Here is a 12,004-nt window from a genome sequence, read left to right on the forward strand (position 1 = left end):
AATGGAACCCTGGCCAACCCCCAACAGTCCACCCTTACAGGCCCACCTTCCAGAGGCCTTCAAGGAGACACCCATGAAAGGTACCGCGCTTTCGGCCCTCTTCGCGGCCGCCACCCTCCTGGCTTCCCCGGTGTTCGCCGCCGAAGACCTGTGCACCATCAACCTGCAGAAAATCGACGATAGCATGGCCACCGCCGGCGCCACCTCCGAAGGCCTGGACAAAGCCATGACCGAACAAGTCGACAAAGCCAAGGCCGCCCAAGCCTCGGGCGACACCAAAGAATGCATCGCCATCACCAGCAAGGTGCTGGAACGCCTGGAGAAAACCGAGAAAGGCAGCGGCTCGGCCGGCGGCAGCGGTGCCTGACCTGGAGCGGGCGGCCGAACCCGCAGTCGACGCCGCCCGCTTTAGCGCGTATACTCCACCCCACGTGCCGAAAGGTACGGTCAGCTAGAGCTGAGTGTGGGGCCGATTAGGATTCGACGCCGGTAGCGAAACTCTAGGTGCATGCCGAGTTGGTAACAGAACTCGTAAATCCACTGTTGCAACTTTCTATAGTTGCCAATGACGAAAACTACGAGGGCTACGCTCTCGCTGCGTAAGCAGCTGAGCCCGCTCTCCTGGTAGCTTCGGCTCCAGCAATCATCAGGGGATGCCTGTAAACCCGAAATGATTGTCATACAGAACAGGATCGTCGTGTAGCACGTTGGGGGCAAAGCGACTAAAACTTACCCAACTCATCCAAAGCACCCTGCCCGTCGGGCGGCTGCGGATTAAATCAGTAGACACGGCTAAGCATGTAGTACCGACAGCGGAGTACTGGCGGACGGGGGTTCAAATCCCCCCGGCTCCACCAAATGATCAAAAAACGACGTCCACGGACGTCTTTTTTTGTGCCTGCGATCCAGTAAATACGCGGCTTCCAGCGCTTTTGCGGTCTTTTGAGAGTTTTTGAGTTCCAGCCACTCAGGTATTCCAGACGGTATTCCACCTCATCCGGTGCTAATCTTTGGAATACCGAATCAGTGCCTGAGGACAATCTCATGCCTGCTCAAAACCTCCGCCTCTCCGATCGACAGCTCAAGGGAGTCAAACCCGCGTCCAAGGATTACGTCCTCACGGACGGTGACGGTTTGCAGCTCCGAGTACGCAGCAATGGCTCGTTGCTGTGGAATTTCAACTACCGCGAACCTGTGACCAAGAAGCGTATCAACATCGGCTTCGGGACCTATCCCGAACTGTCACTGGCGAACGCACGAAAGAAGGCAGTCGAAGCCCGCGAGCTGCTCGCTCAAGGCATTGATCCGAAGGTGCAGCGCAACACGCTGAATGAAGCCAAGCGTGCAGAAACGGAACACACCTTTGAGAACGTGGCCACCGCCTGGTTCGAGCTCAAGAAAGACTCGGTGACCCCGGCCTATGCCGAGGACATTTGGCGGTCGCTCACGCTGCACGTGTTCCCCGACTTGAGGACGACACCACTGGTGAAAATCACCGCGCCGATGGTGATCGCATTGCTTCGTCCAATCGAAGCGAAAGGCAGCTTGGAAACGGTCAAGCGACTTAGCCAGCGACTAAACGAGATCATGACCTACGGCGTAAATTCCGGCCTGATCTTCGCCAACCCGCTCACCGGCATTCGGGCAGTATTCAAGAAGCCCAAGAAAGAGAACATGGCCGCGCTTCCACCCGAAGAGCTCCCCGAGCTCATGCTGGAGATCGCGAACGCCAGCATCAAACGCACGACCCGCTGCCTGATCGAATGGCAGTTGCACACGATGACTCGCCCCGCCGAGGCGGCGACCACACGCTGGGCAGACATCGACTTTGAAAGGCGTGTCTGGACTATCCCACCGGAGCGGATGAAGAAGCGCCGCCCACACAGCATCCCGCTGAGTGATCATGCTGTCGCACTGTTGGAGTCATTGAAGACACACAGCGGACATCGCGAATACGTCTTCACGGCCGATAGAAATCCACGCACCCATGCCAATAGCCAGACGGCCAACATGGCGTTGAAACGTATGGGGTTCCAGGATCGGTTGGTCAGCCATGGCATGCGCTCGATGGCTAGCACCATATTGAATGAACATGGCTGGGATCCTGAGCTCATCGAGGTAGCCCTGGCGCATGTCGACAAGGATGAGGTGCGCAGCGCCTACAACCGAGCCGACTACATCGAGCGCCGGCGCCCGATGATGGCCTGGTGGAGTGAGTACATCCAGAAAGCCGCCACCGGCAGCCTGCTCGCCTCAGCGTACGGCCAAGTCAGAGACAAGAACGTGGTGCCGATCCGCTAGCTCTGTACGGCGCAAGAATTGCGGAAACAACTGAGCGTCCAAGATTCGGGGCAAGCAGCCTCGCTTATCTGCTTCTCAGCGCGGGTCCATCCGAACAGGGCTGCAAAGCCGCCCTGTTTGGATGGACCTCATTTTGAAGAGCTAAAAGCCACGACGTTGTCCGGGATTTACCAAGTAATTCCACCGATGGATAACCGCTTTTCACGTCCTCAAGGGCGCTTAATTTCGGCCCTTGACCGGGTTTATCCATAGGCGTAGAACTGGCCGTGCAAAGGCTGTCGATGACAGCACCCCAGGTGACCCGAGCCTTATAGGTCACGCCGCTCCCGCGGTGGTTCACCCGCAAGTACGATTCGCGTCCGGCAGCTCGTACGGTCACTACCCATGTGATGGACGCCCACTCAATATCGTTGCCCCTGCGGCAACCACCCTACCCATCTGCTCAGCAGCAACCTATCCGCTTGGCCATTTCGCGTGCGCCAACCTGCGCCCGTCTCTTTCACTGGAAAGAGACGGGCGCTCCTGACACTGCTGCAGCCCTGATCGCACATGGCTCAGCGGCAATTCCCCTCGTGACAATTGGCGTGACAAACGCCGATGTCACCAGCAACAGCCATGCAGATGATGGTGCCGCAGACCAGGGAATGGACTGCACCTGACTGACAGTCAGGCATGCCCCGGTCATCGCATTGCTGCGTTCACCCGGCTCAGGATCTTTCAGGCGCTGGTCTCGTCAGCCAGCGCGGCCTCCACCCGCCCACCGGTAACGGTGCTCAGGAGGCCAGATCATGAGATGCCCTTGCTCCCGGACGTAAGGAGTCGCCAGTCCCGCGAAGAGGACATTCCCCACAGGTCGCAGGGGCCTTGATCCCTGATAACACTCAACATTCTTGGCGGGATGACGTGGGGCGAGGATCGAAGAGCGGACGATGAGGTGACCGACATGGCATTGGTGAGTAAACGAGATGGCCGTAATTTCGGCTACGGCAGGCAATTGAGCTACGCAGGTCCGCAAGCGCTGAAAGACATGTTCGGCGGCGGCCACTACGGCACGGTGAAGGCACACTGTGATCGGTGGCAGGCATTCGTGAAATGGTGCCGCTCCGAACAGGGGCCCGGCATCAATGATGCGCGGCAGATTGATCGCAAAGTGTTGGCCGACTACGCGGCGTATCTACTTGAAGTGGTAAGGCGCGGTGACCTCGCCGTCAGCACCGCACAAAACCGGCTATCCAGTGTTAACAGGACCATGGCGGCGCTTCGCGGTGATCAGTACGTCAAATTGCTAAGTCCGAGCAAGGCGTTGGTTATGCAGCGCACCAGGGTTCGTCATTCGGTGCCGCAGGGCCAAGACCGCGAACAGATACACCAAATCGTCGATGCGCTTTGCGGCCAACATTATGCACGGGCCGCCGCGATTGTTCTGTTAGCGCGAGCCACCGGCATGCGCTTGCGGGAGGCCATCTTGGCCGACCTGCCACGCTTGAGCCGTGAAGCCAATGAGCTAGGTAGGATTAATATTCAGGATGGTACCAAAGGCGGTCGCGCCGGTGTTTCGGCGCCGCGTTGGATTGCGGTGGACGGCCATGTTCGAAATGCACTTAAGTTTGCACGGCGGGTTTCACCTGCGAGTAGCCGCAACCTGATTGAGCCACGCGAAAGCTACATGAACCTTCTGCAAGAAGTCATTCGCCCAGCGCGGGACATCCTCCATAGCCACAACCTCAAAGGCTTCCATGAGCTACGGGCGGCATACGCTTGTGAGCGCTATGAGCAAATCACCCAACACCGCGCGCCTATCAACGGCGGCCAATGTTACCTGGTTGATAGGAGACTTGATCGTGAGGCCCGGAGGAAAATCAGCCATGAACTGGGGCATGGTCGAATTGACGTGGTCGCGGCTTACATTGGTGGGCGGGCATGAGTAAGCCATTCGATATGGAGCTGTTCTTGGCTGGCGTGCTGACCGGGTCGCAAGCAACACGGCAACGCCATTTACGACAGGCGAAAATTATCCAAGCTGACATCGCAGAACGCTGGAAGCGAGAGACGCCCTGGGTTTGGCGGCGAAAGCATGTGACCTGGTTTCTCGAACATCGCCTAAATCGACGCAGCAATGCAACACGGTATTACTATTTGCTGACCGTGCGGCTGCTCGCTCGTCGATTACAAAAAACATGGGATTTCAATCTCTGAGTGAGACCCGCTGCTATCGCCCCCATAGAGACCCTTCGGTCAGGACCGCAAGACTGCGCGCCTAAGCTGCCAAGCTCGACGCCACTGTTAACTACGCCCTCCCGAATCTCGCCGTCATCGCTAGGAGCCAAGGCAGTCACCCGCGCCAAGCTGCTATTCTTCGAAGTCCCCAACAGGTCTGTGAAGACGAATAGGGGACTCGCGGCAGCCTACGAGCCGCTAGTAGGCCGTGTTATGACAGTCATTCCAGCACTCCAAATATTAGGCATGGGAACGCAAACAGGTCGCCCATTAAATTTGCCCTCCAACACCCTTGAACTTATCGACAAAAAAAGCAATTTTGTGAAAGACGCTTTGTTTTTTTGCCAAGTAAGCCGGATTAAGTGGGCTCATCTTAGGTAAAACGGAACTGAGCTCAGTTCCATGATCACTAGCAAACTCCCGCTTTAGTGAAATGGCAATGTAGTGTTTCGCTGCCACTTCATTCAGCTCCTCATCGCTGATCAGTTCATGCGCCTCGCGCCGCTGTTCTGACTGGGCGAAAGTGTAAAAAGCATCGAACACGCTAGCCTTGTCATCAATCCGGTCCAGATCGGTCTGGTTGATGAAGTCCACCACCAGACTTTCTTTGGCGCGATTGCCCAGGCTCGCGCGAATCACCCGGCGCATCTCCTCGACCAGTACCGCCTTGTCATTGACCTTCTTGTTCTTCTCGAAGATCAGCTCAAGGATGTAATCTAGATTGATTTCCTGGGACTTGAGCAGGTCCACCTCGAACACCACATCGTCCCAGTCGATAGCGGACTCTCTTACTTCGTTGCCCGCTTTCTCGCGCCTCAGCCAATCCCGGATGTCATTGTAGGTGGAGCGATAGTCCTGCACCTTGCGCTCGGCAGGCAGGCGGATGGTCTGCAGCTCGGCAAGCTTCTCGTTATCCAGGTGGTGTTCGAGCTTAAATGCTTCCACGGCCTGCGGGTCGCTGATATCGACTGTTTGCAACGCCTTCAGCGCCGCAAACTCGTCGTAGTTCTGCAACACGTTTTCTACGCGTAGGTACTCGCCGAATAACTTGGCGAAATCTTTCTTCTCCGATTCCTTGATGATGTTGGCAGGGTCGGGAAAACGTTGCTCCAGCTCCGTCACCACATCCATGAACCCACGCCGCGCCTCACCGGTCAGCGCGTCAGTGAAGCCCTCCATGTACTGTTTGTAACTTTTTTCCAACACCACGTTGCGCGTGTTCTTGTCACCGAACAGCGTGATGGCGTCGACCGTAGCCTGCTCGAGATCGCGGAAGGTGACGATATTGCCGAAAGTCTTGGTGGCATCGAAGATGCGGTTGGTGCGTGAATAGGCCTGGATCAGACCGTGATAGCGCAGGTTTTTGTCGACGAACAGCGTGTTCAGCGTTGGCGCATCGAAGCCGGTCAAGAACATGCCGACCACGATCAGCAGGTCGATGTCCTGACCCTTCACGCGCTTCGCCAGGTCGCGGTAGTAGTTCTGGAAGCCCTTGCTGTCCACGCCGAAATTGCTTTTGAACAGCGCGTTGTAATCAGCAATCACCGCGCTCAGGAACTCTTTAGCGGTGCTATCCATCGCCGACACTTCGAAGCTCTCATCGACGATGTCGCCAACGGCGTCCTGTTCTTCATTGGGGGCGAAGGAGAAGATGGTAGCGATGCGCAGCGGCTTGTCGCTGTCTTCCTGCAGCTTCTGCAGCGTCTCATAGTACGACTTGGCGGCATCGACACTGCTAACCGCGAACATGGCATTGAAGCCCTTGTTTGCTCCCTGTAAACGATGGGTCTTCTGGCGAAAATGCGTGAGCAGATACTGCGAAATTTCCCGGATGCGCGTGGGGTGGAGCAACGCCTGGCGGTTCTCCGCGGCGCTGAGCTTCTTCTCGTCCTGCTCGGTTTCCAGAGCCTTGAACTGTGGACGGACATCGTTGTAGTCCACCTTGAACTTGAGCACCTTCTCGTCACGGATAGCATCGGTGATTACATAGGAATGCAGCTCGCGCCCAAACACGCTGGCGGTTGTATCGGCGCCCAGCGCATTTTTCAGGAAGATCGGCGTACCGGTGAAGCCGAACTGATAGAAGCGCTTGAACTTCTTCTCTAGATTCTTCTGCGCCTCGCCAAACTGGCTGCGGTGGCACTCGTCGAAGATGAAAACCACCTGCTGGTGGAACACCGGCAGGTCGCCTTCGCTCTTCATTAGGTTGTTGAGCTTCTGGATGGTGGTGACGATGATCTTGTTGTCGTTCTTGTCCAGGTTGCGCTTGAGGCCCGCCGTGCTCTCCGAGCCATTAACGCTGTCGGGTGAAAAACGCTGGTACTCCTTCATGGTCTGGTAATCCAGATCCTTGCGGTCCACCACAAAGAATACTTTGTCGATGAACTCCAGCTCGGTGGCTAAGCGCGCAGCCTTGAAGCTGGTCAGCGTCTTGCCCGATCCGGTAGTGTGCCAGATATAACCGCCGCCCTCGGTGCTATTCCAACGCTTGGCCTGCCAGGAACTGCGGATCTTCCACAAGATGCGCTCGGTGGCGGCAATCTGGTATGGGCGCATCACCAGAAGGGTGTTGCTGACGTCGAACACCGAATAGGTGAGCAGTACATCGAGCAGAGTGCGCTTCTGGAAGAAGGTCGCGGTAAAGTCCTTCAGATCCTTGATCGGGCTGTTGTCGGCCTGCGCCCAGTTCATGGTGAAGTCGAAACTGTGCTTGTTGCGTTGCGTGGTGTTGGCGAAGTAGCGCGTATCGGTGCCATTGGAGATCACGAACAGCTGCAGATACCTGAACAGCGAATGCTCGATATTGAAGCTCTCCTTGCTGTAGCGGTGCACCTGATTGAAGGCTTCGCGTATCGCCACGCCACGTTTTTTCAACTCCACCTGCACCAGCGGCAGACCATTGACCAGAATCGTCACGTCATAACGGTTGGCGTGGCTGCCTGCCTGCTCGAACTGCTTGATGACCTGCATCTTGTTGCGTGCCAGGTTCTTCTTGTCCAGCAGGTAAATATTCTGGATGCGCCCGTCATCGAACACGAAATCATGCACATGGTCGTCGTGGACTTTGCGGGTCTTGTCGAGGATGCTTTCGCTGGGCTTGTCCAACCAGCTTTCCACGAAGCGCGCCCACTCGGCGTCGGAAAATTCGACGCTGTTCAACGCCTGCAACTGCGTGCGCACATTGGCCAGTAGCGCCGGCATCGTCTTCAACCCGGTGGAATGCTCATAGCCTTGATTGACCAGATCCTGGATGAACTCGCGCTCCAGATCGCCTTCGCTCTGGTAACTCTCTGCAACTTTCCATTCTCTGGCGTACCTGTCGAGCACGATGAAGGTGTTGGACTCGGCGATGGTCTTGTAATCAGTCATTGCTTGAGGTCTCCCCATATCCCTGTGCGAGTTCGCTTTCAACTTCCTCCACTGTGGGCAATTGCGAATGCACGGCCAGCGGAATGTCCCTGGTGATGAATGAGCTGACGCCCATGCACTCAGACACCTGACGCCTCTTCTTCCTGCCAGTAGCCATAGTTGGCCAGCAGATGGTCCAGCAGCAACTTGACCGTCTGCTTTTCCTGCGGGGTTGGCTCAGTGACGCTCTCATTGGACAGCGTGCTGTGGCTGGTGAACTGCATAATGCGGTTCAGGTAAGCCTGCTTGTCGCCAGGCAAAAGCGCGGACCATTGCGGATAACCCAGAAAGCTGGCGGTTTTTTCGTAGAGGTTGCGCAGCAGGGTGAAGTGGTAGCGCTGTACCAGGCCAGCTGCAATCGCCTGCTCAAGGGTCTGCCGCAAGTGGAGATGGTAAGAAAAACTCTTGTTGGAGTCGCCGTATTTGACGCACAGATCAAAGCTGCCGTCCTCGAGACGGCCCAGTAAATAGCAACCCTCTTTTTTGCCACCCTTGTTGAGGCCAAGCTCATTGTGCAGCACGTTGTAGAAAAGCGGGCTGTGGGTGGTGATGACGAATTTCAGGTCCGAAGGACTGGCCTTGATCAGCCCTGCAAGATTGACCGCCAGCTCGATAAGATGGTTTTCGTCCAGTGAACTCACCGGGTCATCGATGAACACGTACTCCAACTGATCGAACTCCCGCGTCTCACGGTCCTCCGGCTCAGGCACATTGAGTGTGCTGACGACCTGTTCAAGCAACGTGTAAAAAATACTCCATATGAAATTGCTTTCTTCACCCTTGGAAATCTTGAGATTCCCCGAGCCTTCGTCATCACCGCGCTCCAGCGAAAAAGTGACTTCCGAAAAGTCTGCACTAAAATGCGGGGTCAGTTTGTCGCTTGTGTGATGTTGGAAGTACCTAACAATGTTGCCGTCCTGCCCTAGGTCACGAAGCATCGCGAGCAGCCAGTCCGTGAATGAGTTGGGCTGAATCCGCAGCTTGGGCTCGGCATCCAGCGCCAAGTCGTTATCCCAATAGAACAGGTCTTCGGTAAAAGCATTGAAGTAGATGACTTTGTGGCGCGACGCCGCCGGTGGATCAAACGCCTCTTCACCGTCGCCCTTAGCGACCAACTGCTTGAACTCGCGCGACAGGCGCGTCTTGCCCGTGCCGTTGAAGGCATAGATCAGCTGCACCTTCTTATTGGCGTTTTTTAACTGCTCGGCGATCTCGGTCAACGTCTTGCTCATTTCAGGCCACCGTCTCTTCCGGCTTGGGGAAGCTCAGCAGCAGATCGCGATAATACTCGTATTGCTTCTGGCGCAGTTCGATCTCCCGGGGCAAGCCACCGCTGATGGAGTTGATGAACGTGTCAAACTTGTCAAGAGTAGCTACGATACGAGACTGTTCTGCAAGCGATTTTTCATGATCATCGGGGTATGGAACAGGAATACGAACTTCTTTTTTAAAACCCTCAATGAGTATGCGTTTAACTTTCCCGCTAGACACATGCTTAGTCTTCTGAGAATTGAATGAAGCCGTTTGCATCGCATAGGAAACATACTTAGGATTCATTGAGTGGCGAAAAGCATAACTATCGTCGTGAATGGCCACGCTCTGAGTTCCTAGCCACGCAACAGCCTTGCCAACATCTTCCACCGTTTCGCCGACGCCGGCCAAGATAACATCACCCGGCTCCGCATAGCGCAGCGAACTAGCCATGTCATCTCGAACCTTTGAAAATGCGTGGTCCGCCCATACACCATATCGGGTGTAAATTTCACCGTAGTGGATGACACGAATGCCTTCTTCGACGTAATCAGCCTTTGTAAATCGCTTACCGCGAATGAACTCGCCAATATCTCCCAACGCCTTCCAACTTACCTCCCCGCCTTCAAAACTCAACAACTGATCGCGGTAGTAGTTATATTGCTTTTTGCGGGCGGTAAGCTCGGCAGTAAGCTCGGCGGTAAGCTCGGTAAAGGCATCCAATTTCCGGACAATTTCGGCTTGTATTTCCAAAGATTTTTTAGGATCACTTGGCGAAAGCAATGGAATTTTAAATTTCCTAAAGCCGTCCATATCCACCGAGGAAAAACTAGACGTCGTCGTATTTTTTTTGCACCAAGCAGCAAGCAAGAAGCAGTAATAAAAAATAAACTTCATGTCGAGATCATTAACAAACTCAGATCTCAACTCCAAACAAGTAAACCTTTGGTTGGCCAAGTGCGGGACAGTAACAAGTGCGTGCTCACCGATCGTTGCAGAAGTTGCAATGACAATTGAATTGGCCGGGAACAGCCTTCCTCCTTTTACAGCTTCTTTTGAAATTTTTTGAAGTGCGTCACCAAGTATCCGACCGTTCTGACGGATATCTTCCATTCTAAACCAAGGAATAGTACCACTCTTCCAGTAGTCGCTATTGGATTTTGACGGCGTATAGCCGTTTCTCAAGTGGAATACCTCTGCAACTGACTTCCACTCCACTGCTACTCCATCCAGCAGCTTATCCAAAAAATCCACGCCACTCATGCCTCCAGCTCCTCGCCTTCGATCTGCGCCACGATGGCTTCGATCTCAGTGCGCAGCTGCGCAATCCGGGCGACGGTGGCTTTCAGCTCCGCATTGAGCTGGACGATATCCACCACCTCGCGGGTTTCTCTGGCTTCAACATAACTGCTGACCGACAGGTTGTAGTCATTACCGGCCACCTTTTCCAGCGACACCGATTGCGCGAAGTGTTCGACGCTCGCTTTGCTGTCAAACACCTGCATGATCTGCGCAATATGCGCGTCTTCTAGCAGGTTGTTGTTGGTACCTTTCCTGAACAGCGCGCTGGCGTCGATGAACTGAATGGTGGTGTCCAGCTTGTGTTTGGACAGCACCAGAATATTCACGGCGATGGTAGTACCGAAGAACAGGTTGGGCGCTAGCGAGATAACCGTCTCCACATAATTGTTGTCCACCAGGTATTGGCGGATCTTCTGTTCGGCGCCACTGCGGTAAAAGATGCCGGGGAAGCAGACGATAGCCGCGCGGCCCTTGCTTGAAAGGTAGCTCAGTGCATGCAACACGAATGCAAAGTCCGCCTTGGACTTGGGCGCCAGCACGCCGGCCGGGGCAAAGCGGTCGTCGTTGATCAGCGTGGGGTCGTCGCTGCCGATCCACTTCACCGAATACGGCGGATTGGAGACGATGGCGTCGAAGGGTTTGTCGTCCCCGAAGTGCGGGGCGCGCAGCGTGTCGCCAAGCTGAATGTTGAACTTGTCATAGTTAATGTTGTGCAGAAACATGTTCATCCGCGCCAGGTTGTAGGTGGTATGGTTCACCTCTTGGCCGAAGAACCCATCTTCGATGACATGGGCGTCGAAATGCTTTTTCGCCTGCAGTAGCAGCGAGCCGGAGCCGCAAGCTGGGTCGTAGATCTTGTTGACGCTGGTCTGCTTGTGCATCGCCAACTGGGCGATCAACTTCGACACATGCTGCGGGGTAAAGAATTCGCCGCCGGATTTACCGGCATTGGCCGCGTAGTTGGATATAAGAAACTCGTAGGCGTCGCCGAACAAGTCGATGTGACTGGCATCGAAAGTGCCAAGCTCCAGCTTGCTCACACCCTTGAGTACATCCGCCAAACGCTTGTTTTTGTCGGCAACGGTATTGCCCAGGCGGTTGCTGGTGGTGTCGAAGTCAGCGAACAGACCCTTGATGTCCTGCTCGGAAGCGTAGCCGCTGGCCGAGCTCTCAATAGCGGCAAAGATTCGCGCCAGATCGGTATTCAGGCTGTCGTTGCTGCTCGCCTTGGCGACCACGTTGCTGAACAATTGGCTGGGGGCAATGAAATAGCCCTTAGTCCTGATGGCGTCATCTTTGGCGGCGGCGATTAGCGGATCATCATCCTCCATCGCCGCGTAATTAACCGCGCTGTCGCCGCCGGTGATGTAGTCGATGAAGTTCTCGCTGATGAAACGGTAGAACAGGGTGCCAAGCACGTACTGCTTGAAATCCCAGCCATCGACGGCGCCACGCACGTCATTGGCGATGGCCCAGATCTGACGGTGCAGGGTGTAACGCTGTTGGGCACTGGTCATACTGCTTA

8 protein-coding genes and 1 other RNA gene are annotated in these 12,004 nt (G+C 55.3%); 5 read left to right on the top strand and 4 right to left on the bottom strand.

The window, feature by feature from the left end; all coding sequences use genetic code 11:
• Positions 1–73 precede the first annotated feature (73 nt).
• From ACIPZF_RS10375 to ACIPZF_RS10395, 5 genes are all read left to right on the top strand, one after another.
• Positions 74–367, top strand: a complete 294-nt coding sequence (locus ACIPZF_RS10375; protein ID WP_400798542.1) for a hypothetical protein — start codon at positions 74–76, stop codon at positions 365–367.
• A gap of 98 nt (positions 368–465) precedes the next feature.
• Positions 466–857: a transfer-messenger RNA gene (gene ssrA, locus ACIPZF_RS10380) on the top strand.
• Positions 858–1,044: 187 nt separating this feature from the next.
• The gene (locus tag ACIPZF_RS10385; RefSeq protein ID WP_400798545.1) at positions 1,045–2,301 is read left to right on the top strand and encodes an integrase domain-containing protein; all 1,257 of its coding nucleotides are present in this window, start codon (positions 1,045–1,047) and stop codon (positions 2,299–2,301) included.
• A 943-nt stretch (positions 2,302–3,244) separates the two neighbouring features.
• A complete protein-coding gene (locus tag ACIPZF_RS10390) occupies positions 3,245–4,225 on the top strand; it encodes an integrase domain-containing protein (protein WP_400798547.1) in 981 nt (326 codons plus the stop codon).
• Positions 4,222–4,497 carry a hypothetical protein gene (locus ACIPZF_RS10395; RefSeq protein WP_400798549.1) on the top strand — a complete coding sequence of 92 codons (276 nt, stop codon included), beginning with the start codon at positions 4,222–4,224 and terminating at the stop codon, positions 4,495–4,497. Before ACIPZF_RS10390 ends, ACIPZF_RS10395 begins: the two co-directional genes overlap by 4 nt.
• A 291-nt stretch (positions 4,498–4,788) precedes the next feature.
• Here ACIPZF_RS10395 and ACIPZF_RS10400 read toward each other — a convergent pair whose 3' ends face one another.
• The 4 genes from ACIPZF_RS10400 to ACIPZF_RS10415 form a co-directional block, all read right to left on the bottom strand.
• Entirely contained in the window at positions 4,789–7,887 is a 3,099-nt protein-coding gene (locus ACIPZF_RS10400) for a type I restriction endonuclease subunit R (RefSeq protein ID WP_400798918.1), read from the bottom strand.
• Positions 7,888–8,006: 119 nt separating this feature from the next.
• On the bottom strand, positions 8,007–9,158 hold the full coding sequence (locus ACIPZF_RS10405) for an anticodon nuclease (protein WP_400798552.1): 1,152 nt from the start codon (positions 9,156–9,158) through the stop codon (positions 8,007–8,009).
• A 1-nt stretch (position 9,159) separates the two neighbouring features.
• A complete protein-coding gene (locus ACIPZF_RS10410; protein ID WP_400798554.1) occupies positions 9,160–10,440 on the bottom strand; it encodes a restriction endonuclease subunit S in 1,281 nt (426 codons plus the stop codon).
• Positions 10,437–11,996, bottom strand: a complete 1,560-nt coding sequence (locus tag ACIPZF_RS10415) for a type I restriction-modification system subunit M (protein WP_400798557.1) — start codon at positions 11,994–11,996, stop codon at positions 10,437–10,439. The genes ACIPZF_RS10410 and ACIPZF_RS10415 overlap by 4 nt, the downstream gene beginning before the upstream one ends.
• Positions 11,997–12,004 lie beyond the last annotated feature (8 nt).

It is taken from the genome of Pseudomonas sp. NPDC089752, assembly GCF_044748725.1.
Taxonomy (GTDB): Bacteria; Pseudomonadota; Gammaproteobacteria; order Pseudomonadales; family Pseudomonadaceae; genus Aquipseudomonas.